Origin of the sequence: Nocardioides sp. zg-1228, from assembly GCF_017086465.1 — a bacterium.
Taxonomy (GTDB): domain Bacteria; phylum Actinomycetota; class Actinomycetes; order Propionibacteriales; family Nocardioidaceae; genus Nocardioides.
On sequence record NZ_CP070961.1, the window covers coordinates 3,454,706 to 3,479,376 of the forward strand.

At 73.0% G+C, this 24,671-nt stretch carries 24 protein-coding genes and 2 tRNA genes; 7 read left to right on the plus strand and 19 right to left on the minus strand.

Annotation, left to right across the window (positions count from 1 at the left end):
• The first annotated feature begins 153 nt into the window (after nucleotides 1–153).
• Nucleotides 154–2,775 (plus strand): CHAT domain-containing protein, encoded by a 2,622-nt coding sequence (locus JX575_RS16610; RefSeq protein ID WP_186339177.1) that lies wholly within the window; start codon nucleotides 154–156, stop codon nucleotides 2,773–2,775.
• Between the two features lie 66 nt (nucleotides 2,776–2,841).
• Here the strand turns inward: JX575_RS16610 and JX575_RS16615 are convergent.
• The 7 genes from JX575_RS16615 to JX575_RS16645 form a co-directional block, all read right to left on the minus strand.
• Nucleotides 2,842–2,917, minus strand: a tRNA-Ala gene (locus tag JX575_RS16615).
• 157 nt (nucleotides 2,918–3,074) lie between these two features.
• Nucleotides 3,075–4,070 (minus strand): hypothetical protein, encoded by a 996-nt coding sequence (locus tag JX575_RS16620; RefSeq protein ID WP_186339178.1) that lies wholly within the window; start codon nucleotides 4,068–4,070, stop codon nucleotides 3,075–3,077.
• 60 nt (nucleotides 4,071–4,130) lie between these two features.
• Nucleotides 4,131–4,688 carry a GNAT family protein gene (locus JX575_RS16625; RefSeq protein WP_241005218.1) on the minus strand — a complete coding sequence of 186 codons (558 nt, stop codon included), beginning with the start codon at nucleotides 4,686–4,688 and terminating at the stop codon, nucleotides 4,131–4,133.
• Between the two features lie 44 nt (nucleotides 4,689–4,732).
• The gene (locus JX575_RS16630) at nucleotides 4,733–5,209 is read right to left on the minus strand and encodes a MogA/MoaB family molybdenum cofactor biosynthesis protein (protein WP_186339179.1); all 477 of its coding nucleotides are present in this window, start codon (nucleotides 5,207–5,209) and stop codon (nucleotides 4,733–4,735) included.
• A gap of 13 nt (nucleotides 5,210–5,222) precedes the next feature.
• Nucleotides 5,223–5,696 (minus strand): cyclic pyranopterin monophosphate synthase MoaC, encoded by a 474-nt coding sequence (gene moaC / locus JX575_RS16635; protein ID WP_186339180.1) that lies wholly within the window; start codon nucleotides 5,694–5,696, stop codon nucleotides 5,223–5,225.
• A complete protein-coding gene (glp, locus tag JX575_RS16640) occupies nucleotides 5,696–6,925 on the minus strand; it encodes a gephyrin-like molybdotransferase Glp (RefSeq protein ID WP_186339181.1) in 1,230 nt (409 codons plus the stop codon). The genes moaC and glp overlap by 1 nt, the downstream gene beginning before the upstream one ends.
• Nucleotides 6,918–8,348 (minus strand): UTP--glucose-1-phosphate uridylyltransferase, encoded by a 1,431-nt coding sequence (locus JX575_RS16645; protein WP_186339182.1) that lies wholly within the window; start codon nucleotides 8,346–8,348, stop codon nucleotides 6,918–6,920. The genes glp and JX575_RS16645 overlap by 8 nt, the downstream gene beginning before the upstream one ends.
• A gap of 22 nt (nucleotides 8,349–8,370) precedes the next feature.
• Here JX575_RS16645 and JX575_RS16650 point away from each other — a divergent pair, with 22 nt between their 5' ends.
• Nucleotides 8,371–8,958, plus strand: coding sequence for a 5-formyltetrahydrofolate cyclo-ligase (locus JX575_RS16650; RefSeq protein ID WP_186339183.1), 588 nt, complete (start codon nucleotides 8,371–8,373; stop codon nucleotides 8,956–8,958).
• Between the two features lie 22 nt (nucleotides 8,959–8,980).
• Here JX575_RS16650 and JX575_RS16655 read toward each other — a convergent pair whose 3' ends face one another.
• Nucleotides 8,981–11,629 (minus strand): penicillin acylase family protein, encoded by a 2,649-nt coding sequence (locus JX575_RS16655; RefSeq protein ID WP_186339184.1) that lies wholly within the window; start codon nucleotides 11,627–11,629, stop codon nucleotides 8,981–8,983.
• A 120-nt stretch (nucleotides 11,630–11,749) separates the two neighbouring features.
• On the opposite strand from JX575_RS16655, the gene JX575_RS16660 reads away from it, so the two are divergent.
• From JX575_RS16660 to JX575_RS16670, 3 genes are read left to right on the plus strand one after another with little or no spacing between them, the layout of a single operon-like run.
• Nucleotides 11,750–12,106 (plus strand): FmdB family zinc ribbon protein, encoded by a 357-nt coding sequence (locus JX575_RS16660; RefSeq protein ID WP_186339185.1) that lies wholly within the window; start codon nucleotides 11,750–11,752, stop codon nucleotides 12,104–12,106.
• 52 nt (nucleotides 12,107–12,158) lie between these two features.
• A complete protein-coding gene (locus tag JX575_RS16665) occupies nucleotides 12,159–12,791 on the plus strand; it encodes an SAF domain-containing protein (RefSeq protein WP_186339186.1) in 633 nt (210 codons plus the stop codon).
• Nucleotides 12,792–12,851: 60 nt separating this feature from the next.
• Nucleotides 12,852–13,202 carry an MscL family protein gene (locus tag JX575_RS16670; RefSeq protein WP_186339187.1) on the plus strand — a complete coding sequence of 117 codons (351 nt, stop codon included), beginning with the start codon at nucleotides 12,852–12,854 and terminating at the stop codon, nucleotides 13,200–13,202.
• Between the two features lie 40 nt (nucleotides 13,203–13,242).
• On the opposite strand, the gene JX575_RS16675 is transcribed toward JX575_RS16670, so the two are convergent.
• The 3 genes from JX575_RS16675 to JX575_RS16685 all read right to left on the minus strand — a co-directional run bounded on the left by JX575_RS16675 (nucleotide 13,243) and on the right by JX575_RS16685 (nucleotide 15,522).
• Complete coding sequence (locus JX575_RS16675; RefSeq protein ID WP_222129337.1) at nucleotides 13,243–13,488, minus strand: hypothetical protein; 246 nt, start codon at nucleotides 13,486–13,488, stop codon at nucleotides 13,243–13,245.
• Entirely contained in the window at nucleotides 13,475–14,749 is a 1,275-nt protein-coding gene (locus tag JX575_RS16680) for an LCP family protein (protein ID WP_186339188.1), read from the minus strand. Before JX575_RS16680 ends, JX575_RS16675 begins: the two co-directional genes overlap by 14 nt.
• 389 nt (nucleotides 14,750–15,138) lie before the next feature.
• The gene (locus JX575_RS16685) at nucleotides 15,139–15,522 is read right to left on the minus strand and encodes a hypothetical protein (protein ID WP_186339189.1); all 384 of its coding nucleotides are present in this window, start codon (nucleotides 15,520–15,522) and stop codon (nucleotides 15,139–15,141) included.
• A gap of 47 nt (nucleotides 15,523–15,569) precedes the next feature.
• Between JX575_RS16685 and JX575_RS16690 the strand changes: the two genes are divergently transcribed.
• Both JX575_RS16690 and JX575_RS16695 read left to right on the plus strand, forming a co-directional pair.
• A complete protein-coding gene (locus JX575_RS16690) occupies nucleotides 15,570–16,016 on the plus strand; it encodes a MarR family transcriptional regulator (RefSeq protein ID WP_186339190.1) in 447 nt (148 codons plus the stop codon).
• A gap of 230 nt (nucleotides 16,017–16,246) precedes the next feature.
• Nucleotides 16,247–16,322, plus strand: a tRNA-Arg gene (locus JX575_RS16695).
• A 534-nt stretch (nucleotides 16,323–16,856) separates the two neighbouring features.
• Here JX575_RS16695 and JX575_RS16700 read toward each other — a convergent pair.
• The 8 genes from JX575_RS16700 to JX575_RS16735 all read right to left on the minus strand — a co-directional run bounded on the left by JX575_RS16700 (nucleotide 16,857) and on the right by JX575_RS16735 (nucleotide 24,606).
• Nucleotides 16,857–17,279 carry a hypothetical protein gene (locus tag JX575_RS16700; protein ID WP_186339191.1) on the minus strand — a complete coding sequence of 141 codons (423 nt, stop codon included), beginning with the start codon at nucleotides 17,277–17,279 and terminating at the stop codon, nucleotides 16,857–16,859.
• Nucleotides 17,280–18,395: 1,116 nt separating this feature from the next.
• Nucleotides 18,396–19,277: an RNA polymerase sigma-70 factor gene (locus JX575_RS16705; protein WP_186339192.1), complete on the minus strand. Its 882-nt coding sequence runs from the start codon at nucleotides 19,275–19,277 to the stop codon at nucleotides 18,396–18,398.
• 5 nt (nucleotides 19,278–19,282) lie between these two features.
• Nucleotides 19,283–19,864 carry a carboxymuconolactone decarboxylase family protein gene (locus JX575_RS16710; protein ID WP_186339193.1) on the minus strand — a complete coding sequence of 194 codons (582 nt, stop codon included), beginning with the start codon at nucleotides 19,862–19,864 and terminating at the stop codon, nucleotides 19,283–19,285.
• Between the two features lie 69 nt (nucleotides 19,865–19,933).
• The gene (locus tag JX575_RS16715) at nucleotides 19,934–20,707 is read right to left on the minus strand and encodes an ABC transporter ATP-binding protein (protein ID WP_186339194.1); all 774 of its coding nucleotides are present in this window, start codon (nucleotides 20,705–20,707) and stop codon (nucleotides 19,934–19,936) included.
• Nucleotides 20,704–21,678 carry an iron chelate uptake ABC transporter family permease subunit gene (locus JX575_RS16720; protein ID WP_241005219.1) on the minus strand — a complete coding sequence of 325 codons (975 nt, stop codon included), beginning with the start codon at nucleotides 21,676–21,678 and terminating at the stop codon, nucleotides 20,704–20,706. The genes JX575_RS16715 and JX575_RS16720 overlap by 4 nt, the downstream gene beginning before the upstream one ends.
• A 41-nt stretch (nucleotides 21,679–21,719) precedes the next feature.
• Complete coding sequence (locus JX575_RS16725) at nucleotides 21,720–22,709, minus strand: iron ABC transporter permease (protein WP_206054434.1); 990 nt, start codon at nucleotides 22,707–22,709, stop codon at nucleotides 21,720–21,722.
• Nucleotides 22,706–23,590 carry a siderophore-interacting protein gene (locus tag JX575_RS16730; RefSeq protein WP_186339196.1) on the minus strand — a complete coding sequence of 295 codons (885 nt, stop codon included), beginning with the start codon at nucleotides 23,588–23,590 and terminating at the stop codon, nucleotides 22,706–22,708. The genes JX575_RS16725 and JX575_RS16730 overlap by 4 nt, the downstream gene beginning before the upstream one ends.
• Nucleotides 23,587–24,606 carry an ABC transporter substrate-binding protein gene (locus JX575_RS16735; protein ID WP_186339197.1) on the minus strand — a complete coding sequence of 340 codons (1,020 nt, stop codon included), beginning with the start codon at nucleotides 24,604–24,606 and terminating at the stop codon, nucleotides 23,587–23,589. The genes JX575_RS16730 and JX575_RS16735 overlap by 4 nt, the downstream gene beginning before the upstream one ends.
• Between the last annotated feature and the right edge of the window lie 65 nt (nucleotides 24,607–24,671).

Consider the following 24,671-nt stretch of genomic DNA (forward strand, 5'->3'; position numbering starts at 1 on the left):
CGAGGACGGTTTGCCGCGGTCGGATTTCACCGCGCGGAACGGCCTGCGCGCACCGGCGCGTCCACGTGGCGCCGAGCGTGCCTGGGGAGCGGCGTACGTCAGTAGGATCCCGGTGGGGCGCGCATCGGGGGTGCACCCGCGAGAGGGGGCCCGTTGACCGACCGGTCCGTGCGCGCCAAGCAGTCGCAGGACGAGGCGGCCGAGCTCCTGCGCGGGATGTTCGTCGACCTCGCCGGCGCACGGGCGCGCGCCCACGACCTGGTGCGCAGCAGCAGCGACCCGATCACCCTGTCCTACGCCCGTCAGGTCCTCGGCATCGCGCACCGTGAGCAGGGCGACCTGCCGCGGGCGCTGCGCGAGCTGCGCACCGCGATGCGCCTTGCCGAGGAGGCGGGCAGCCGCACGCGCCGGGCCGACGTCCAGGCCACGCTCGGCGGCACCCTCGCCACGGCCGGACGGACCCGGGAGGGCCTCGAGCACCTCGACGCGGCCATCGCGGTCCTTCGCGGCACGGAGCGCGCGACTGCGCTGACGCGGCGCGGGTGGGTCTACATCACGGCGCAGGGCCGCTTCGACGAGGGCGCCGCCGACATGACCAGGGCCGTCGAGCGGTTCGCGGCCGAGGGCGACCAGGTGTGGCACGCACGGGCGCTCAACCTGCTGGGCTACGCGTGCCTGTTCCGCGGCGCCCTCGAGGCCGCCGACCGGCACTTCGCCCTGGCCGGACGCATCAGCACCGAGCTCGGCGACGACTTCACCCACGCCGTCACCGTCCAGAACCACAGCTACGTCGCCTACCTCGCCGGCGACCTGCCCCGCGCGTTCGCCCTGCTGGGCGAGGCCGCCGAGGCGTTCGCCAAGACGGGCGCGACGACAGCCGACCTCGTCATCGACCGCAGCACCGCCTACCTCACCGCCGGGCTGCTGCCGGAGGCGCGCGAGAGCGTCGCGTCGGCGCTCGAGGAGGGATCGTGGCCTGCCAAGGAGCAGGCCGACCTGCTCAGCGTCCAGGCCCGCGTCGCGCTCGCCGCCGGCGACCACGACCGTGCGGAGTCGACGGCGTCTCGCGCCGCGCGGATCCTCACCCACCAGGGACGCGAGTGGTTCGCCGCACGCGTGCAGCTGGTGGCCCTCACCGCCCGGCACGCTCGCAGCCGACGCACGTCGCCGGCGCTGCGGCGAGACGCCCTCGCGTTGGTCGAGCGGTCACGGCGCCTGCGCATCCCCGAGCACGTCCAGGTGCTGCTCCTGGCGGCCACCATCGTCGGGGACGCCGAGCCCGGCCTCGCCGACGAGCTGCTGCGCGAGGCCGAACGTGCGAAGCGGCACGACGCGGCCCTGACCCGGGCGCTCGGATGGCTCGCCACGGCCCGCCGGCAGATGGCTGCCGGGCGCACCGCGGCCACCCTGCGCGCCTGCGAGCGGGGGCTCTCCGCCATCGCGGAGCACCAGAGCCTGCTGGGGAGCGACGAGCTGCGCGCCCTCGCCTCCGCGCGCGGGCAGGAGCTGGCCACGCTCGGTCTCCGCTCGGCGCTGGCCGCGGGCCGTCCGCGCCAGGTGCTGCACTGGACCGAGCGCTGGCGGGGCACCGTCGTGGACGCGCCGAGCGTCGTGCACCGCGACGTCGACACCGCCCGTGACCTGGCCGCCCTGCGGTCGCAGACCCAGCAGGCCAACTCCGCCCGCGACGCCGGACAGCCCACCGCGCACCTCGAGCGCCGCATCGCCGATCTGGAGCGCCGTATCCGCGAGAGGCACCTGCTGCGCAGCGGACGGGCGTCGGGTGCCCACGACCCCGCCGGTGCGGACGGTGCGCGCGCCGAGGTGTCCGAGCTGCTCGACACCCTGGCCGAGCACGACACCACGCTCGTCGAGCTGTTCACCCTCGACGGCGACCTCCACGCAGTGGTGGCACACCGCGGGCGCGCCCGGCTCGTGCACGTCGGCGACCTCGCCAAGGCGGTGCAGGCCCAGGAGTACGCCCGGTTCCTGCTCACCCGGGCCGGGCGGGGGCAGTCGGTCGCGCTCGCCCAGGCCGGCGCCCGCCTCCAGGCCGCGCTGCTCGGCGACCAGGCGGTGCCCGGCTCGGGGCCGGTGCTGGTCTCGGCCCCCAACCAGCTCCAGCGCCTCCCCTGGGCGCTGCTCCCGGCGCTGACCGACCGGGCCGTGTCGAGCACGCCGTCGGCGCGGCTGTGGCTGCGCGCGTCGCGCCGACGTCCGGCCAGCGACCGGCGCAGCTTCATCGTCGGCCCGGGGCTGGCCTCCGGGGGCGCCGAGGTCGAGACCCTCCGACGCCACGACCCGGACGCCGCCCATCTGGCCGGCGACACCGCGACGGTCCAGGCCTGCCTGGCCGGCATCGACGGCGCCGCGCTCGTCCACATCGCGGCGCACGGCAGCTTCCGCAAGGACAACCCGCTGTTCTCCTCCATCGAGCTCGCCGACGGTCCGCTGATGGTCCACGACCTCGAGCGGCTGGCCCGCCCGCCGCACCGGGTGGTGCTCTCGGCGTGCGAGACCGGCGACATGCAGCCCGTCGGCGCCGACGAGCTGCTCGGCCTCAGCGTGAGCCTGCTGGCGATGGGCAGTGCCGGCGTCGTCTCGAGCCTGGTCAAGGTGCACGACCACGCGACCGCCGAGGTGATGACGCACCTCCACGCCGCGCTGCGAGACGGCGAGAGCGGTGCCGCGGCGATGCTCCTGACTCGCCAGGCCGTCGCGGACGACCAGCTCCTCCTCGCGACCGCGGTGAGCTTCACCGCCCTGGGGACCTGACCCCGCCGCAGACGCAGGACCGCCCGCCACCTGTGCAGGCAGGTGACGGGCGGTGCTGTGCGTACGTGGTGGAGCTGAGGGGATTCGAACCCCTGACCTTCTCATTGCGAACGAGACGCGCTACCAACTGCGCCACAGCCCCAAACGCCTCACGGCGCGTCGCAAAGATACACGAGCGCGTCGGCGCCCACCCAATCCCCCCGGCGGGACGTCATGCGGGCGCCCGGTCGGGACCGGGGATTCCCATGACGTCCGGGTGGGATGGGGGTGGGACGGGGCCGGGAGGGGTCAGGGAGGGGTCAGGCGCCGCTGGCGCGGCGGGTCTCGGCGGCGTCGCGGGCCGACTTCTCGGACTGCTCGGCGGAGCGGGCCAGGGCGGAGTCGCCGTCGTGGTGGCCGCTGGACCACACGCCGGTGGAGTCGAGGTCGATCGTGGAGACGGTGCGCCGCTGCACCGCCGGCTTGCCGACGTAGGTCGGCAGCGTGGTGGGCACCATGTCCCAGCCGCCGACGACCGGCACCTCACCGGTGAGCACGGCCGGGGCGTCCGCCGCGGCGGGGGTGTCCCCCGCCTCGGCAGGCTCGACGGTCTCGACGGTCACGTCGGGCGTGCGCGGCGAGGGCGGCGTCACCGCGATCTCACCCGTGGCGTCGAGCTCCTCCTCGACGACCGGCGGCACGCCGACCTCGAGGGCGGAGCGGGCGGCGCGCTGGCGCCGCTCGGCGCGCACCGAGACCCGGCAGGCGACCAGCCAGGCGACGAGGACGCCGGCCGGGACCGCGACCCACGGCCAGGCGACGACGCGGGCTGCGGCCAGCCCGATGACGACGAGGTTGGCGAGCAGCACGACGGCGAGCACGTTGCGGCGGCGCTTGGCGGCGCGGCGTGCGGACGCCCGCTCGGCGGCCGGTGACGGTCGGCGCGAGGGCGTACGACCGGGGACGGCCGCGGCCGCAAAGGAAGAGGAGGGGGACGAAGTGGCGGTGACCTCGCGCGTCACCTCGGTGGTGATCGAGGTCGACACGACCGCGGACGCCGCGTCGGCGTCGGGGAGGGCCTGGGTGCGGGCCTTGGTCTCGACCGGCGGCCGCAGCCCGGTGCGGATCGGCGAGACGACCAGCCGGGCGTTGCGGCGGTCGACGGGCTCACGGCGGGCCAGGACGCGCATGGTGTGGGAGAACTTCTCGACCGAGCGGCTGCGCACCACCTCGTCGTGGTGCTTGAGGGCCTTGGGGATCAGGTAGACGGCCCACGCCACGGCAAGGGCGACGAAGATGAGAGCGCTCAGGTCCACGGTCGAAGCGTATGAGCGTGGAGCGTGACCGGGACGGATGTCAAGTGGTGTGTCGCAGAACTACTGCTGTGACTGGTGTGTTCCGAGCCGCGCGAGCACACCCTCCGGCGCCTCCTCGGCGGTGATCGCGAAGATCCGGTGGTCGCGCCAGTCCCCGTCGATGTGGAGGAACCGCGGGGCGTAGCCCACCTGGTGCAGCCCCAGCTTCTCCACCACGCGCAGCGAGTTGGTGTTCTCGGGCCGGATGCAGATCTCGAGCCGGTGCAGGCGCACCGGACCGAGGCAGTGGTCGATCACCATGCCGACCGCACGCGGCGCCACTCCCCGGCCCGCGACGTCGGCGGAGACCCAGTAGCCGATGGAGCCCCACTGCGCCGAGCCGCGAGCGACGTTGCTGACCGTCACCTGTCCGGAGAACCGGCCGTCGACCTCGATCACGAACGGCAGGCACAGGCCCTGCCGGGCCTGGTGGAGGAGGGTGCGGGTGACGACCTTGTAGGACGAGGGGCGCGGCGCGGAGCCTGGCGGGACGGTCGCGTCCCACGGGCGCAGCCAGTCGTGGTTGCGGGCGCGCACGGCCTGCCAGTCGTCGGCGTCGCTCCGGCGCAGCGAGCGCACGACGATCCCCTCCGACTCCAGGCGGGCGGGCCAGCCCGGGGCGCTCAGTGGTCGCTCCCCACGACCTGCTCGACGGCGTGGCGCACGACGGGCTCCAGCACGCCGAGCCCGTCCTTCACGCCGCCGCGCGAGCCCGGGAGGTTGATGACGAGGCACTGCCCGGCGATGCCGGCGAGGCCGCGGGACAGCATCGCGGCCGGTACGCCCTGGGCCACGCCCGCGGCGCGGATCGCCTCGGCGATCCCGGGCACCTCGCGGTCGAGCAGCGGCGCCGTGGCCTCGGGGGTGCGGTCGGTGGGGGTGAGTCCGGTGCCGCCGGTCGTGAGGACCAGGCGGGCCCCGGCCGCGACGGCCGCGGCGATGGCGTCGCGGACCGGGTCGCCGTCGGGCACGACCGCCGGCTCGCCGCAGTCGAAGCCCTGCTCGCGCAGCCACGCGACGATCACCGGGCCGGTCTCGTCGGCGTAGGCGCCCGCCGCGGCGCGGTTGGACGCGACGACGACCGCGGCCGGGAGGCTCACCGCTGCCACCGCGTCACCGGGTCCACGAGCCCGACCGGCCACCGGTCTTGGTCTCGACGCGGATGTCGGTGATCGTCGCGGCCTTGTCGACGGCCTTGACCATGTCGACGACGGTGAGCGCGGCCACCGACACGGCGGTGAGGGCCTCCATCTCAACGCCGGTGCGGTCGGTCGTGCGGACGGTCGCGGCGATCTCGACCGCGTCGTCGGCCACCTCGAGGTCGACGGTGACGCCGGAGATCGCGAGCGGGTGGCACAGCGGGACGAGCGCGGGGGTCTGCTTGGCCCCCATGATCCCGGCGATCCGGGCGACCGCGAGCGCGTCGCCCTTGGGCACGCCCTCACCGCGCAGCAGCTCGACCACGGCCGGGCTGACCAGCACGCGGCCGCTCGCCGACGCCGTACGCGTCGTGACGGGCTTGTCGCCGACGTCGACCATGCGGGCGGCGCCGTGCTCGTCGACGTGGGTCAGCCGGGGGTCGTCCATCAGAACTCCTCGTCGAGGCGGCGGATGGCGACCATCTCGCCGGCCGGGATCGCGGTCGTGGCGGCCGGCACCTCGATGAGGCAGTTGGCAGCCGCGAGGTCGCCGATCAGGTGCGAGCCGTGGCCGCCGACGGGTGAGACGAAGGCACCACCGCGGTCGGTCTCGTAGAGCCCGCGCACCAGCTGCACCTTGCCGTCCGGGGAGGACAGCCCGTGGGTCAGGCGGGCGCGGCCGGCGGGGCGGACGTAGGGCAGCTTGCCCATCATCCGGCGGATCGCCGGCAGCACGAACATCTCGAAGGAGACGTAGGAGGAGACCGGGTTGCCGGGGAGGGTGAAGACCGGGGTGTCGTCCTCGCCGACCGTGCCGAAGCCCTGGGGCTTGCCGGGCTGCATGCCCACGCCTCCGAACCACATCGACCCGTGGTGCGACAGCGACTCCTTGACGACGTCGAAGTCGCCCTCGCTCACGCCACCGCTGGTGACGACGAGGTCGGCGCGGACGAGCTGGTCGCTGAGCGCCTCGGTGAAGGCGTGCGCCTCGTCGGGGACGATCCCGACCCGGTAGGCGATGGCGCCGGCGGCGCGCGCCGCCGCGGCGAGCAGGTAGGAGTTGCCGTCGTAGATCGAGTCGCGACCGAGCGGGGTGCCGGGGTCGCGCAGCTCGGAGCCGGTGGAGATCACGACCACCCGCGGACGCGGGCGCGTACGCACCGTGGAACGACCGACGGCGGCGAGCATCCCGAGGTGGCGCGGCCCCAGGACGGTGCCCTCCTCCAGCAGCATGTCGCCCTCGGCGATGTCGTCGCCGGTCGGCCGGATGTGCTGGCCCGGAGCCGCCGCGCGGGTGATGCGCACGGACGCGACGCCGCGGTCGGTCCACTCGTAGGGCACCACCGCCGTGGCGCCGGCCGGCACCGGTGCGCCGGTCATGATCTTCACCGCCGAGCCGGGCGAGATCGCCAGGATCGAGGACCGCCCGGCGCCGATCTCGCCGACGACGGGGAGCGTGACGGGAGCGTCCTGGCTCGCGCCGGCGACGTCCTCGGCGACCACGGCGTAGCCGTCCATCGAGGAGTTGTCGAAGCTCGGCAGCGAGATCGGGGCGACCACGTCCTCGGCCAGCGCCAGGCCGAGCGCCTCCATCAGCGGCTGCGGGAACGCGGGAAGTGGGGAGACCGTGGCCAGGATGCGCTCGACGTAGTCGGCGACGGGCAGCAGGTCAGCCATCGCTGCCCTGGTCGTCGGGCCGGGTGCCATCCGGCTGCTCGCCGAGCACCGCGCCGGCCTCGACCCGCTGGGCGGCCGGGGCCGCGAGCGACACGTCGCCGACGACACGGACGCCGGGGCCGAAGGTCCAGTCGCCCTCGACCGTGAACGACCCCGCCTCGCGCAGCGACGGCGCGCCCTCGGGGAAGCGCTTGTCGAAGTCGCGCACGAGCTTGTAGAAGTCTCCGTCGAGGGAGACGAAGGGCACCTGCTCACCCGCCTGGTCGAGCACGTAGTCGCGACGCAGGTCGTAGACGTCGGAGCGCAGGACCAGCAGGTCGTCGGTCGTCTTGACCGGCACGAAGCGGTCGCGACCCACCTCGATGGTGCGGGCCCCCTCGAACACCTCGATCGCGGCGCCCATCGCGGTCTCGATCTGGATGACCTCCGGCGTGGAGGGGTCGGCCGGGTCGAGGTGCTTGACGTTCTTGATCAGGGGCAGGCCCAGGATGCCGCCACGCGCGTCGAGCGCCTCCACCATCGCCTGCAGGTCGAACCACAGGTTGTTGGTGGAGCAGTACTGGTGCCGGCTCAGGTCGGCGAGCGCCTCCCTGTCGGCGTCGAGCGTCTGGGCCGACTCGCGCAGCACGATGCGGCCGTCGGCCTTGCGGCGCGCGAAGTGGCCGCCCTTGCGGTCCGACGGCGTACGCCGCACCGCCTCGATCGCGAACGGCGCTCCGCTCTGCGCGAACCAGCCCGCCACCCGGGCGTCGGGCACGGCTCCGAGGTTGTCGGAGTTGGAGACGAAGACGTGGCGGTAGCCGGCGTCGAGCAGCCGGGCCAGCAGCCCGGTGCCGCGCAGCGCGGTGTAGATGTCGCCGTGGCCGGGCGGGCACCACTCGAGGTCGGGATCCTTGGGGTAGGCCGCGGGCATCAGGTCGGCGGCCAGCAGCTTGGGCTCCTTGTTCTGCAGGAACTCCAGCGGCAGGCCGTCGACCGGCAGGTCCTCGTAGCGCGCCAGCGCCGCCATCGTGTCGGCGGAGGTGCGGAAGGAGTTCATGAACATCAGCGGCAGCGTGGCGTCGTGCTCCTTGCGGAGGTGCAGCACCTGCCGGGCGATGATGTCGAGGAAGCTCAGGCCGCGGCGCACGCACAGCAGCGACTTGGCGCGGTCCATCCCCATCGAGGTGCCGAGCCCGCCGTTGAGCTTGATGACCGCCGTCCTGCGGATGGCCTCGGCGCCGACCTCCTCGGGGACCTCGACGTCGTCCAGCGACTCCATGTCGAGGGGCTCGATCGAGGCCTCGGGGATCATCCCGGTCTCGCCGTGCTCGAGGAGCCGGTAGTAGTGCGCGAACGTGTCGATCGCGACCTCGTCGACGCCGGCGTCGCGCATCTTCTGGCGCGCGAGCTGGAGGCCCTGCGCACTGCCCTTGCTTGCCATGGATCGATCGTAGGCTGCGGGTGTGGGAGCAGGACACTCGGCGGCCAAGACCGCCCTTCGCGACCAGGTCCTGGCGGCCCGGCGGCGTCGCCCGCTCGAGGCCTGCACCGCGTTCGCGGCCTCCGTCGCGGAGGTCGCGCGGTCGTGGGAGCCGGTCCGGCACGCCGGCACCGTCGCGGCGTACGTCTCGGTGGGCAGCGAGCCCGGCACCGGGCACCTGCTCGACGCACTCCTGGCCGCCGGCACCCGGGTGCTGCTGCCCGTGCTGCGGCCCGACAACGACCTCGACTGGGCCGTCCACACCGGGGAGCACGGCCTCGTCAGGGCCGCCCGCGGCCTCTACGAGCCGGCCGGGCCACGGCTCGGCGTCGACGGCGTGCGCACCGCCGACGTCGTGATCGTGCCGGGGCTCGCCGTGTCCCCGACCGGCGACCGCCTCGGGCGCGGCGGCGGCTCCTACGACCGCGCGCTGGCGCGGGTGCCGGCGGGCACGCCCGTCGCCGTGCTGCTCCACGACGACGAGGTGGGGCTCGCCGTGCCGACCGACCCCCACGACGTCCCGGTGGGCTTCGCGCTCACGTCGAGCGGGGTCGTCCGACTCACCCGGTGAGCCGTCTCGGCGCGCCCGGGCGTCAGTCGGCCGCGGGGACGAGCGTCAGCCGGTGCTCGGTCGCGGTCTCGACGGCCTCGCGGCTCCACGCCCACGGCAGGGTCTGGCCGTCGACGTAGAGCTCGGTCTGGTCGGTGTAGTGCGACGAGGTCGGGTGGCCGGAGACGCCGGTGAGGTTGATCCACCGGGAGTCGTCCCAGTCGGCGAGCGAGACGACCATGCGCATCGACGGGGCGGCCGTGACCTCGAAGCCGTCGACGGCGTTCCACGACGTGGCGTCGACGATGGACGAGCCGCCGCCGACCTCCCAGCCGTCGCGGTTGAAGAACCGCTCGACCGGCGCGACGCCGGAGTCACCCAGGGTGGCGTGGCGGAGGTTCATCCGGTGCAGGCGACCCCACTCCCACAGCCGGGGGTCGCGCGACTGGCGCCGGGTCATCTCGTCGCGAGCCTCGATGAGGGCCGCGCGCAGGATGTCGTCACGCGTCTCGACCCGGTCGTCGGTGCGCGCGTCGTCCCACCACGGCCCGGCGGGCTCGGTGAGCATGTCGCTCACCACGCGGAACCAGCGGTCGCCGCCGTCGGGCCAGGTGCGCTGGCGCAGGTCGTCGTGGAAGGTCCGCTCGAGGATCGTGCGCCACACGACGTTGTAGTAGGCGGCGGGCGCGCTGTCGGCCGGGGAGGTGAAGTCCCAGTCGCGCAGCAGGTTCTGCGCATTGCGGTAGTAGGGCGAGGGCAGGCGCTCGACGTCGAGGAGGTAGGGCACGAGCGTCTCGGCCATCGGGTCGGCCGAGTCGAGCTGCAGGTCTGCCATCTCCGCGACGGAGAGCTCGCCCTCGGTCTCGAGCACCTCGCGGATCCGCGTCGAGCGGTAGCCGTAGTCCCAGTCCTTCGTCAGCAGGTAGGGGTAGCGCTCGTCGATGACGGCCTGGTTGGCCGTGACGAGGTAGCCCTCCTCGGGGTCGAGCACGCTGGGCAGGCCGTCGAAGGGGATGTAGTCGCCGGTCCAGTCGTTGGCGCTGATCCAGCCCTCCACCGGCATGGTGCCGTCGTTGCCGCCGCGCCGGATCGGGATGCGGCCCGGGGACTGGTAGCCGATGTGGCCCTCGCGGTCGGCGTAGACGAGGTTCTGCGCGGGGACCGCGAAGTCGGCGGCGGCCGCCCGGAACTCGTCCCAGTCGGAGGCGCGGTTGAGGGCGAGGATGGCGTCAGCGGTGGGGGCGGGGTCGAGGGCGGTCCAGGCCAGCGCGACGGCGTAGCCGCTCCCCCGGTCTCCCGGCTCGTCGGTCGGCGCGTTGGCGCCCACCGTCGCGAACTCCGAGGACACGTCGCTGATCAGCGGGCCGTGCACCGTCTCGCGCACCCGCAGCTCGACGTCGTCCTCACCGCGCACCCCGATGGTCTCGGTGCGCACCTGCAGCGGCACCGTGGCGCCGTCGCGGACGTAGCGGTCGTCGCCCTCGGTCTGCTCCAGGAACAGGTCGGTGACGTCGGGACCGAGGTTGGTGAAGCCCCAGGCGATGTCGGCGTTGTGGCCGATGATGACGCCCGGCACGCCGGAGAAGGTGAACCCCGAGGTGTCGAGCGTGCAGTCGGCGGCCTCCTCGCGGCAGTGCAGGCCCATCTGCATCCAGACGCCGGGCTGGCTGATGCCGAGGTGCGGGTCGTTGGCCAGGATCGGCATGCCGGTGGCGCTGTGCTCGCCGTCGACCACCCACGAGTTGCTGCCGATGCCGCGCCCCTTGCCCATGAGCGCGGGCATCGCGTCGAGCCGGTCGCGGACCCGCTCGAGCGCGTCGACGACGGCCGGCGGGTAGGCCGGGCGGCGCGGGTTGCGGGTCGCGTTGCCCGACGCGTTCTGCTCGAAGACCCCGTCGACGACGCCGCCGCCGCTGACGATCGGCGGGTGCTCGTCGAAGGGGTAGTCGGGCCAGAGGGCGGCGACCTCCTCCGCGGTGTGGTCGAGGGAGAGCAGCACCCGGTCGACCTCGGCCTCCATGTTGCCGCGCAGGTCCCACGCCATCGCCTTGAGCCAGGCGAGCGAGTCGATCGGGTCCCACTCGGCGGGGGTGTAGTCGAGGCCGGTGAGGCCGAGCACGCTGTACTCCGCCGCGAGCTGGGACGGGCGGCGGTCGCCGATGTAGGCGTTGACACCGGCGGCGTAGGAGCTGAGCGCGTCACGGGTGGCCGGCTCGAGCAGGGCCCACTCCCGCTCGGCGACCCTGCGCCAGCCCATCGTGCGGATGAGCCTGTCGGTCTCGAGCGTGTCGGGGCCGAAGATCTCCGAGAGCCGGCCAGCGGTGACGTGGCGCCGGAAGTCCATCTCGAAGAAGCGCTCCTGGGCGTGCACGAACCCCTGGGCGAACATCAGGTCGGCGTCGGTGTCGGCGTAGACCTGCGCGATGCCGTGCTCGTCGCGCAGCACCTCGACGGAGGCCGACAGGCCGGGCACCTCGATCTCGCCATCGGCCTGCGGCAGCGGGCGGCGTACGACGACCACCGTGACGGCCGCGAGCGCCACGAGCAGCACCACCAGGCCGAGCGCCGTCCACGCCGTCCAGCGCACCGCCCTCGGGGCGCGGCGGAAGGACTGCCAGCGCGAACGCCGGGCCGGCTCGGGGGACGGCTCCGTGGCGGCCGTCGGGTCGGTGGGGGGTGCAGGCTCGCTCATGTCCGGGCCATTGTGCCGTACCATTGGCAGTCGAAGGGCTCGAGTGCCAGCGCGTCGCGCCGGCCCGGCCGATCACCGCACCACCGTCGCTCCACCCCGTCGCTGTCAGAGGACCCACACATGCCGACCTACCAGTACGCCTGCACCGAGTGCGGCCACTCCTTCGAGCAGTTCCAGAGCTTCAGCGAGGACGCGCTGACCGTCTGCCCCGAGTGCCAGGGCCGGCTGCGCAAGCTCTACAACGCCGTGGGCGTGGTGTTCAAGGGCTCCGGCTTCTACCGCACCGACAGCCGCACCGACAGCCGCACCGACGGGTCCGCCTCGACCACCGCGGCGTCGTCGAGCCCGTCCGGCTCCTCGGGCTCGTCCGACTCCGCGTCCTCGAAGACCACGTCGTCCGGATCGCCCGCGTCCTCCACGTCGTCCACGTCCACGTCGTCCTCGTCGACGACGTCGTCGTCCTCGTCCTCCGACTGACCCCTGTGGACAGGCCCGGCGCGAGCCGGGCGTTCCGGCCTAGCGTCGGAGCATGTTCCCGGGACTCCCGCCGGCACGTCGCCGGCTGCGCGCCGTACGCCACCAGCTGCGGCGCCGCCGTCGGCTGATCGCCGCGACGCTCACGGCCGTCGCCGCCCTGGCGGCGGTGCGCACGTGGGCGCCGCCGCCACCCGAGACGGTCGAGGTGCTCGTCGCCGCGCGCGAGCTCCCCTCGGGCACCCGGCTGGGTGCCGACGACCTCGCCGTGCGTGCCTATCCCGCCGGCCTCGCCCCGGCCGGCGCGGCGAGCGCGGCGGCCGGGCGGGTGCTGGCCGCGCCCATCGGCCGCGGCGAGGTGGTGACCGACGTACGCCTCGTCGGTCCCGGCCTGGCGCGCGCGCAGCCCGGCCAGACGATCGTGCCGGTGCGCCTGCCCGATGCGGGGGTGGCCGCGCTGCTGCGCGCCGGCGACCAGGTCGACCTGCTGGCGACCGACCCGGGCACCGGCGAGGCTACCCTCGTCGCAGGCGACGTCACGGTCCTCGCGACGCCGAGGGGCCTGCCCGACGGGCCGGTGGGAGGCTCGGGAGGCGCGCTGGTCGTGGTCGGCGCGAGCGCCGAGGAGGCGGTGCGGATCGCAGGCGCCGCGCTCACGCAGTTCCTGAGCGTGTCGTGGCAGCGTTAGCGTGGATGCTTCGACTCGTCAGTGGCTCCTCTCCCGGGGCCCCGAGCAGAGGAGCACAGCATGAGCGGCTTCAAGGCATTCATCCTCAAGGGCAACCTGATCGAGATCGCCACCGGCCTGATCATGGCGCTCGCCTTCGCGGCGGTGGTCACCACCTTCACCGAGTGGCTCACCGGCCTGCTGCCCGACACCGACGACTTCTTCAGCACCGAGACCGGCACCTTCGGCGCGTTCCTCAACGCCCTCATCGCGTTCCTGATCATGGGCGCGGTCGTCTACTTCTTCATCGTGCTGCCCTACACCAAGGCCCGCGAGCGCTTCTTCCCCACCGAGGAGGCCGGAGCCGCGCCCGACGTCGCCCTGCTCGAGGAGATCCGCGACCTGCTCCGCGCCCGCGGCGGCGCGGTCTGACCCACCCGTCCCGCTCACCCCGCGCGAGGCGGCGCGCCCCTCAGCCGTGGTGGGGCGGCACCTGGGCGCGATACCAGTCGTCGTCCTTGCCCGGGCGGTCCTCGCGGGGGTCGCGGTCGTCGCTCGTCTGCTCAGGCGCGCCCTCGCCGAAGACCGCCGCGAGGCGCCGGCGACGCCTCCACTCCGGCTCGGGCGCCGGGCCCGAGCCGTCGGCGGCACCGGTGCCGGACTGGTGGTCGGAGTCGTCGTCGGGGTGCACGGCGGGCTCGGGCCTAGGCGCAGACACCCGGGATGGGGTCAGGCTCCGTCGTGACCGGGGGCTCGGGCGTGGCGGTCTCGGTCGTGCTGTCCGGGCTCTCCGACTCCGGGCTCTCCGACTCCGGGCTCTCGGAATCCGGGCTCTCGGACTCCGGGCTCTCGGACTCCGTCTCGCCGCCGGGCGACGCGGTCGACGCCCCGGGTGGCCCCTCGGCGCTGACGGAGGTGCCCTTGATGAGCTTCGGCGGCAGCACCTTGTCCTGGTTGAGCAGCTCCCAGATGCGGTCGGCCGCCGGCGTCCAGTAGACCTTGCCGCGGAACTCGGAGTCGCTGGCGTAGTACTCGGTCGGGAGCGTGACGAACTTGACCTGGTCGAGACCGATGTTCTGCACCTGCATCGCGACCTTGCCCAGGCGGGTCACCGAGGCGAACTCCTCGTCGGTCTGCAGCGACTTGGTCGCGGCGTCGAGGAAGCGCACGACCTTGTCGAGGCGGGTCAGCGTGCCCGCCGACATCACCTCGCGCACGAGGGCGCCGATGAACTCCTGCTGGCGCCGGATGCGCGAGATGTCGTTCTGCTGGACCAGCTCGCCGACGTAGCGCGCGCGGACGTAGTCGAGGGCCTCGTCGCCGGTGAGGACCGACGGGTTGCCCTTGGGCACGAAGATCTGGTGCGGCTTGTCGACGAGGTCCTCGGGCACGCACACCGGCACCCCGCCGACGGCGTCGACCATGTCGCCGAAGCTGGCGAAGTCGACCACCACGAAGTGCTCGACGCGGATGCCGGTCATCTGCTCGACCTGCGCGAGCGTGCACACCGGCCCACCGACGGCGTAGGCGGCGTTCCAGATCACGTCGGTCTGGGCCGGGGAGTCGCAGCCCTGCTCGGGCCGGTCGACGATCGAGTCGCGCGGGATCGACACGGCGTACGCCCGGGAGCGGTCCGCGGACAGGTGCACCAGGATGGTGGTGTCGGAGCCGCCGCCGCCCTCCGAGTCGAGGCCGCAGCCCTCGCAGTCGCGGGAGTCCGAGCCCATCACGAGGATGTCGAGGGGCTCGCCGTTGCCCGTGTAGACCTCCTCGGGACGGTCGTCGCCGAGGGCGTCGAGCGAGAGCCCTTCGATGTTGCCGTTGAGGTGGCGGATGAAGTAGACCGTGCTCAGGCCCGTGACCAGTGCCAGCACCACCGCGCTGATGAGGATGACGCGGCCGACCGTGTGCTTGCGCGGGGCCTTGCCCCGGCGTTTGGGCGCACCCGAGGGAGGCTCCGGACGCGACTCGTCGGACACGGGCTCACCTTCGAAGGGGTGGAGGGACTGATCGAGACGGAATCTACTTCACTTCCGCAACTTTTCGGGCCTCCGTGACGCCCTCCGGCCCGGCGGTGGTGCACGCGCACCCACCACGCCACCCGGCTGGCCCGGAGCGAGCCGACACGACCGGGCCCGCCCGTATGACGCAACCGGCATGAGGCGAGCCGGCGAGCCTCACGGGATCAGGCACGGTTCTCGGGGCCCGACTCGACCGTGAGCACGTCCTGGCGCATGCGGGTGCCGAACCACGCCGCCGCGAAGCAGATGACGAGATACATGCCGATCGCCTGCATCGCGTAATTGGTGTAGTCCAGCACCCACCCGCCCGCGGGGTCCCGCCAGATGTAGGGCGCCAGCCAGGCGAGTTAGCCGCCCACCAGCTGTGAGGCGAGGAACCATCCGAACGCCTCGCCTGCGAGCCGCCACCACCTCCCGGGTCGCCGCCGACGCAGGTCGCGGGACCTGGCCCACGCCGTGCGGGGACGCCACCGACCTGCCGCGCCGGCCACGGCAGCCGACACGACGACCGACGCCAGGACGGCGAGCAGCGAGAGCACCTCGAAGCCGACGATGCCGATCCATGAGCTGCCCCCGAACCAAGCGACGCGGCTGCGCATGAGGCCGGGGGTCAGCAGGAGCGCGAGGAGCGGGGCGGCTACGACAAGCATGGCCGCGTAGGTGCGGATGAGAGCCGAGACGAATGGCCGCGGTGCCGCGCTCGGAGCGGGGTGCGCGACGATGGGCGCCATGCAGGGACGGTAGCATTTGTTTCACGAAAGTGAAGTAAGGAGAGATGGTGAGCACCGGCGACCAGCTCGGGTCCGACCTGAGCCTGCGCGTGATCATGTTCCACGAGGCGATCGCGCGACGCCTGGGGATCACGAACAGCGAGCACAAGCTGCTCGACGTGGTCGCACAGCATCCCGAAGGAGTGAGCCCCAGTGACCTGGCGTCGCGGACGGGGCTCAGCAACCCGGCCATCACCAAGCTGGTGTCGAGCCTCGAGGCTGCGGGATACGTCTCACGACGGCGAAACGAGGCGGACGGCCGATCGGTGCTGGTGGAGCTCGCCGGCGGCTACGACGTCACCATGCGGCCATCCACCTCTCGAATCTCCGAGCGCATCCACGCCCTGAGCTCCACGTTCAGTCCCGAGGAGGTCGCCGCCATCGAACGATGGCTCACCGGGGTGATCGACGTGCTGAAGGCCGAGACCCAGCTCTTGGAGGCCGCCACCGAGTGACGAGGGCGGGTCGGGCCGGGCGACTGCCAGCCTCCCGCCGATGGTCGTCGGGCGGCTCGTCGTCGAAAGCGTCCATGTCCTGGGTAGTCGTGCTGCCCCGACAACCCCCTGGGTCCCAGCGGTGAGCCGCGAGAACCCGTCAGCGGGGCGCATTCGTCTCATCAAGCGAGGGCTGACAAGATGTCCGCCAGCAGTGGACGCATTCTTCGACACGAATGTGCACATGGCCCGCCCCAGTAGCTCAGTGGATAGAGCAGCCGCCTCCTAAGCGAAAGGTCGCAAGTTCGACTCTTGCCTGGGGCACCACAGGAAACATGCAGGTCAGCGCCACAGGCGCAGGTGAGAGCCGTTTCGTCCTTGCGGACTCATGGATACGGGTTGGCACGGATTGGGCCGTGTGAGTTCGTGGCAAACGGCTGCGTCGTCTCTTGGTGTGAAATCTCCCGCGGCATCCGGTTGCGTGCCAGCCGTGATCGAACACCTGTTCTATTCTTGAGCGGTGCCTCGTCAGCCGCCGTTCCACGTGTGGGTGGACCTGACGGGCAGGTGGTCGGCGCCGGCGCCTGGCGTCCTGCTCGCTTGGCGGCACTCTGATCGACGCGGCTGGGAGGCGTGGGTGGTGCGCGTGGAGTCGTACTCGACTGGCACGGGTTCCGAGGTGCACATGTCGCAGTCGTGGGTGTCAGCCGCCTTGGTGCGCCCAGCGGACGGCGAGAACCGACTGTGACAAGGGCTGAGAGCGTCAGCTCACCTTGATGGTGCGCGACCTCGACCCTTTGAGCGAACTCGTCTTCCGCATGACTGCCCGGAACCGGCCGCGGTTCTGCTTCATCGTCACCTTCACGACCGCTCGCCCCGCTCGCCGCGTGTCCAGGTACACCGCGCCGCGCGTGAGGTGGCGCCACGCACCCGACCGGTACTGGGCTGCAACCGAACCGTCGCACCGCTGGTGGGGAAGTACCCGGTCGGCCGTTCGTCGCGGACCGTCATCACGAACTCGTAGCAGTCGGTGATGTTCGGCGTGCACGCGAGCACGTCGACGGTCCCCGCGTAGGCGCCAGGCTCACCGCTGCAGATCTGCACCTCGCTGCTCCCGCTTACCGCCGTCGACGTGACGCTGTCACGACCGGCCTCCAGGCCGTCAGGGGCAATGACCTCCAGGTGCGCATCCTCGAGCTCGTAGCCGGGGCGCAGCGTGTACGCATACGTGTACGGCACGTCGATGCACCGGAAGTCGTAGTACACCGAGTTCGGCACGGTCACCGTGCCCGTCGTGGCCGACGCCGGCGATCCAGCGGTCACAGCCACCGACCCAGCAGCGAGCACCGCCGCCGCAGCGGCTCGAACGACCCGTCCACCCATGCTGGAGAGCAGACGCGCTCTACGCCCGCAGTACTCCACCCGAAGGAAGGACAGCCGGGCTGCCGCGTGCTCGCGAACGCCTCTGTCGGGTCGTCGCCGCGCGAGCGGGTGCTGGCGCCGTGGTCCAGTGCTGGCACCGTTGTCCAACTGGTGCGCCACACCGGCGGAGACGACCCCGAAGCCATCACTCTCGGGCACGCCGCCCCTCTCAACCGGTTCTCCACACGCCGATGTCCGCGGTCGCGGCGAGCGTCCGGACATGACCACCGCCGACGGACCCGACAACGACCCCAACGGCCAGCCCGCCGCAGCGGACGCGGTTGACGTTGACGCGCTGCGAGCCGAACTGGCTGAGGCCAAGCGCATCGGCAGGTGGCTATACGACCGTGCGCCTGCTCTGCGGCTCTTCCTCGCAGACGTGAGCGAGTGGCCCTGGCTCCTTGAGCCGGACCCAGCCGGGGAGCCTGCGCCGGCGCGGCTGACCGAGGCGGACCAGGACCGGACCGGCTTCTCTGTCGATGAGTTCGACCGGTCCCTCTACCGACTCATCCACACCGGCCTTGTGACAGGCGGCCAGCTGTCCGCGCGCTCGTTCGTCGAGACCGTCACCGACACGGGTATGGCCGCCGCCAGGATGCTCGACCGCGACGGGCAGCCCCTCCATGTCCTCCGCGCCGACCTGGCCGGGTTCACTGGGGGCGGACTAGGGCACCGTCTGTGTCCCCGACGGCGCGTGGCCTGCTCGCCGGCAGCGACGAGTCGTTGGGCGGGGGGTCCCTGCTTCCGTCCCTCGCACCTGTGGTCGACGTCGCGGCGTACCCTCTCGCGGTCAGGGTGGGCGCCGCGGCACAGGCGGCCAGACACGGTGAGCTCGGCGGCGACGACGCCTTCGGGTTCGGTCTCGAGTGCTCCCTGGACGGCGTCGATGCCCTCATGGAGCGACGACGCGCCGAACGGACCTAGATGTACCTGGCCATCAGGTTGACCTGGACGGCACGGATCGATCGGTCGACGCACCTAGCGGGTGAGCGTCGCCTCGACGTCGATCCGGCTGAGCTTCGCGGGGTTGCGGACGGCGTAGATCCGGGTGATCCGCCGGTCGTCGACGACGAACATGACGGCCGTGTCGTGACCGTCCTCGAGTCCGACGATCCTGACGCCCGGGGACCCGTTGAGCAGGACCGGCACGACGGTGGCACCCGCCCCGAGCTTGGGGAACGCCCGCAGCAGGTTCGCCACCTTCTTCGCGCCTGGGACCGGATGGGCGACCGCCTGGGCGATCCCGCCGCCGTCCGCCACCAGCACCACGTCGGGGGCGAGGACGTCGAGCAGGCCCTGCAGGTCGCCGCCGGCGACCGCCGCGAGGAACCGACCGACGACCTGCTCCTGCTCACTGCGGCTCACCTCCATCCGCGGTCGCCTGGCCGCGACGTGCTCCCGAGCCCGGTGGCCGATCTGGCGCACTGCCGCGGCCGACTTGTCGACCGCCTCCGCGATCTCGCCGTAGGGCACGTCGAACACCTCGTGCAGGACGAAGACGGCGCGCTCGGTCGGGGTCAGCGTCTCGAGCACGGTGAGCATGGCGAAGGAGACGCTCTCGGCCAGCTCGACGTCGTCGGCGACGTCCGGTGCCGTCAGCAGCGGCTCGGGCAGCCACTCGCCGACGTACTCCTCACGCCGTCGCGCGTCGGCCCGGAGGCGGTCGAGCGCCTTGCGCGTGACCATCCGCACCAGGAACGCCCGCGGATCCCTGACCTCGGAGCGGGCATCCGCGCCGATGGCGTCCCAGCGGATCCAGGTCTCCTGGACGACGTCCTCGGCCGCCGAGGCCGATCCGAGCATCTCGTAGGCGACGGTGAAGAGCAGGCCGCGGTGGGTGACGAACGGGTCCTCCGGCACGGTCGTCACCCTACGGCGGCGCGCGGGGCCAGCGGCTCCAGACCGCACGCCTCGGCAAAGCCGTCGGACTCGATCCCGAGCGCGACGTTGGAGCGCGTCGTGGCGTTCGCGAACGCGATCACCGCGGTGAGCTCGATCAGCCCGGGATCACCGAGCTGCTCCCGCAGCGAGGCGACCATCGCGTCGGTCACGGTCGGCTCGGTCGCCGTCATGGCCTCGGCGTAGGCGAGCACCTCGCGCTCGAGCGGGGTGAAGGCGCCCGACTCGCGCCAACGCGGCAGCTCCCGCGCCTTGGCCGTGTCGAGGCTCCTGTTGTCGGCCTCGAAGTAGTGGAAGTCCAGGCACCACGTGCAGCCGACCATCGAGGCGACGGCCATGTGCGCGAACGACGTGAGCTGGGCGTCGCAGGTGTCCCACTTCTTGACCTTGCGTCCGACGCCGGCCATGTCCATCAGCACCCTCGGGTTGTTCCAGAGGACGCCGATCGAGCTCGGCACCTGACCCAACGTCCTCCTGGCGAGGCGCTTGATCAGCAAGCCCTTCACTCCGGAGATCTCTGCGGCGGGGATACGGGTCGTTCCGGTCATGTCGCCCTCCTGAGGTGGTCGGTCGACATCAAGACGCCGCCGAGCACCCCCGTGTGACACCCAGGCGACTCAGCGCGCGGGCACGACCATCGGCGTCGCGGTCACCGGGTCCGGCACGACCACGCAGTCCATGTCGAACACGTCGTGCACCAGGTCGGCGGTCACGACCTCCGACGGCGCCCCGCTCGCCACGATCCGGCCGTCGCGCATCGCGACGACGTGGTCGGCGAAGCGGCAGGCCTGGTTGAGATCGTGGAGGACCACGACGACGGTGCGTCCCTCGTCGACGAGCCGGCGCAACAGGCGCAACAGGTCGTACTGGTGGGCGATGTCGAGGAAGGTGGTCGGCTCGTCGAGGAGCAGGTAGGGCGTCTCCTGGGCCAGCACCATCGCGACCCACACCCGCTGGCGCTGCCCTCCGGACAGCTCCGCGACCGGCCGGTCCGCGAGCGTCGCCACCCCCGCCGCGTCCATGGCCCGGCTGACCGCCTCGTCGTCGGCGGGCCGCCAGGCGCCCAGCACCGACTGGTGCGCGTAGCGCCCGCGCCGCACGAGGGCCTCCACCCGGATGCCCTCCGGGGCGACGGTGGCCTGCGGCAGGAACCCGACCTCGCGCGCGAGGTCCTTGCTCCTCCAGTCCTTGACCGCCCGGCCGTCGAGCTCGACGGTGCCGGAGCGGGCGGGGAGCAGCCGCACGAGGGCCCGCAGCAGCGTCGACTTGCCGCACGCATTGGGGCCCACCACCGCGGTGAACGCGTGGTGCGGGACCGCGAGGTCGAGGGCGTCGACGACCAGGCGGTCGCCGTAGCCGAGGGTGAGGCCGCGGGCCTGCAGGCGTGTCACGAGCGGATCTCCTTCGTCAGCAACCACAACAGGTAGAGCCCGCCCACCCCGGTGGTCACCACGCCCACCGGCAGGGCCTGCGGGGCGAGGATCCACTGGGCAAGCAGGTCGGAGGCGGCGAGCAGGAACGCCCCCGTGAGGGCGGCGGGCAGCAACGGCACCCCCGCCGCGCGCGCCAGGCGGCGCCCGATCTGCGGAGCGGCGAGCGCGATGAACGCGATGGGGCCGGCCATCGCGGTGACGGTGGCCGAGAGCCCGACGCCCACCAGCACGAGCAGCAGGCGGAGTCGTCGTACGTCGGTCCCGGACGCGACGGCCACGTCGTCGCCGAGCGCGAGCTGGTGCATCGGACGGGCGAGCAGGGCGAGCAGCACGCCGAGGGCGGCGATCACGACGACCGGCAGGTCGACGTCGGACCAGTCCAGGCCGTTCAACGATCCGGCCTGCCACACGCTGGCCGCGATCGCGAGATCGAGCTCCGCGCGCAGGATGATCCACGAGTTGACGGCCGTGAGGACGGCTTGCACCGCGATCCCGATCACGACCAGGCGCACGCCCGAGAATCCGGTGCCCGTGGAGAGCAGGTAGACGACCAGCGCCGCGGCCAACCCCCCGCCGACCGCCGCGGACGTGATGGTCAACTCCGTGGCCGTGGTGAGGGTGAAGACGAGCAGCACCCCGGTGTAGGCGCCGGCATCGAGGCCGATCACGTCCGGCGACCCGAGCGGGTTGCGGGTCAGGTTCTGGAAGACCGCGCCCGCCAGCCCGAGGGCCGCACCGAAGACCAGGGCGGCCAGCACCCGCGGCATCCGCCACTCGGTCACCGGGATCCGGACCGGACCGGCGCCCCGCAGCGCGTCGACCACGTCGGCGGGGCTGTCCCACCCGTCGCCGAAGCAGAGGGCTGCGAAGGCGACGGCGAGCGCGGCGACCACCAGCCCGGCCGACACGTACGACGTGCGTCGGTCCACGCGGAGCACCTGCCCGGACCCGAGCGGGATCGACACGCTCCTCACACGCCCACCGCCCCGTAGCGCCGGACGACCCAGATGAGCACCGGGCCGCCGATGACCGCGGTCACGATCGCGACCGGCACCTCCCCGGTCGCCAGCAGCACCCTCGCCAGCACGTCGGAGAGCACCATCAGGAGCGGGCCGAAGACCACGCACAGGCCGATCAGCCAGCCGATCGAGGCACCCGCGAGCCGGCGGACCGCGTGCGGCACGATGAGGCCGACGAACACGATCGGCCCGGCGACGGCCGTGGCGGTCGCGGCCAGCACCGTGGCCACGAGCAGGGTGAGCACCCGGGTCCGCACGACGGACGCCCCGAGCCCGTGGGCGACGTCGTCACCCAGCGTCACCGCGCTCAGCGACCGGCCCAGCAGCAGGGCGGCCGTCAGCGCGACGACCAGCACGAGACAGGGGACGAGCAGCGGCGCCTGCTCGCGACCGGCGAGGGAGCCGACCGACCAGAAGCGGTAGACGTCGAAGGTGGCGGGGTCGGTGAGCCGGATGCCGATCGACAGCCCTGCCAGCACCGCCGTCAGGGCGACCCCGGCCAGCACCAGGCGCAGCGGATCGGACCGGCCCACGGCGTAGACGAGCGCCGCCGCCAGCGCCGCGCCCACGAAGGCCAGCACCAGCGTGACCGCCTGCCCGGAGGCGCCGAGGCGCGTCGCCACGACCACCGCGAAGGAGGCGCCGCCCGTGACCCCCAGCAGGCCGGGCTCGGCGAGCGGGTTGCGGGTGAGGGTCTGCACCAGGGCCCCGGAGACGGCCAGTGCGGCGCCCACCAGGACGGCGAGCAGCGCGCGCGGCAGGCGTACGTCGAGGACCGTGATGTGCGCGTTGTCGCCCGGGTCGTGGTCGACGACGGCGCGGTAGGCCTCCGCCACGGTGACCGCGCCCTGGCCGACCGTCAGGCTGAGCATCACCGCCGCGCCGAGCAGCAGCAGGCCGGCGGCGAGCGCGTACGCCGGAGCGCCCTGTCTCGCGCTCACTCCTCGTCGTGATCGTGGTCGTCGTGATCGTGCTCGTCGTGGTCGTCGTGCTCGGTGGCGCCGCGCTTCCAGTAGCCGGTCACGAGCGCGTCGACCCCGCGGTCCTTCGCCCAGCGCCGCAGCGGCTTGATGTCGCCGGCCTCGCCGGCGGCGAAGAGGAAGACGTCGGCGGGGTCGTGGCCGCCGAGGTCGAGTCCGGTGACCACCTCGGCCAGCCGCGACCCGCCCGCGCGGGGGAGCCACTCCACGTGCACGCCCGGCCGCTGGCGCAGCGGGTATCGCGTCTCGTCCGGGTGGTCGTGGTCGACGACGACCTGGACGGAGACGCCGCGCTCCTCGAGCCAGTCGCCCTCGTCGAGCCAGCGTGCGAGCGCGGGGATCGCGGTGGTGTCGACGGCGAACACGTAGTGGTCGTAGGTGTGGGGGAAGGCGAGCGCGCCGGGCGGTCCGGCCAGCACGACCTCGGCGCCGACCTCGGCCTGCGAGGCCCACGCGGAGGCCAGGCCGCCGGGGTGGAGCACGACGTCGAGGTCCAGCTCGCCGGTCTCGGTGTCGAGGCGCCGGATCGTGTACTTGCGCATGGGCGGCTGGGGGGACCGCCAGTCGAGCATCTGCCGCTCGGGGTCGTGGACGGGGTCGTTGCGGGTGCCGTCGGGCAGCGGGAACACGATGCCGACGTGGTCGTCGCAGGCGTGGGTCACCACGTGCTTGACGGCCGGGGACGCCACCGTGAGGCGCAGCATGTGGGGGGTGACCTGGGTGCGGGCGACCACCGTGGCGGTGCGGATGCCGATCGGATAGCCCACGCGGCGGGTCCCGCGCCCGTCGAGCTGGTGGGCGCGCACCCGTGGGCCGGGGTGCGAGCGGTCGATCGCGGTCACTCGAGCTCCTCGGCGAACGCCTCCTCGAAGGCCGCGTCGAGGGCGTCGAGGGTCTGCATCGCCGAGGCGTAGGTGGCGGCCTCGGTGTGGCGCACGCCGACCGCCATGCCGTCCTCGACGGCCGGGAGGTTCTTCCAGAGCGGGGAGTCCAGGACGTACTGCACGGCCTCCACCGGGGTGCCGTCGCCCTGGACGCTGTAGGTGATCACGTCGGCGTCGCCGAGGCTGTCGGGCAGCTCCTCGATGGAGGGGTACTCGCTCACCTCGGCCGAGCCGCCGTCGGTGGGGTCCTTCACCTCGCCGTAGTAGGTGACGCCGATGTCGGTGGCGATGTTGGTGCCCCACGACCCGGCGAACTCGCGGTGGAACTGCCCGGCGGTGACGTCTCCGTAGGAGCCGACGTGGCCGAAGTCGAGGCCCTCGAGCACGTCGGCGTACTTGTCCGTGAGCTCGGCGGCGCGCGCCTCGTAGGCCTCCTGGTTCTCCGCGTACTGCTCCGACGCGCCCGCGGCCTCGCTCTGGCGGGCCCCGAGGTCCTTCCAGTCGTCGGGGCGGCCCGGGCCGAGGACCACGACGGGCGCGATCGTCTCGAGCCGCTCCATGTTGACGTCGCCGAGCACCGGCAGCGGCACGCCGAGGATGATCACGTCGGGCTCGGCCGCCGCGACCGCGTCGTAGTTGATCGAGTCGGCGCTCTCCCCCATCACCTTCGGGGTCTCCTCGTAGGTCGCCAGGTCCTCCTCGGTCATGAGCGCCGTGCCGCGACCCCACTCCGAGATGCCGACGAGCGGCGCGTCGACCTCGAGGAGCACCGGCACGGCGTAGCCGGTGGCGACGACGCGCTCGGGGTCGGCCGGGATCTCGATCTCGCCGTTGTCGGCCGAGAAGGTGACGGTGTCGGGCCCGTCCTCGGACTCGGCCGCACCGTCCTCGCCGCCGCACGCGGCGAGGACGAGGGAGAGTGCGGCGGCACCGGCGAGCACGGTGGCGCGACGGGCGGGGCTGTGGCGGCGCATGGGGGTTCCTCGGGTGGGTCGGGGGTCGGTGGCCGCCGGCTGGCGGCGGCGGTCGCGGCGCACCG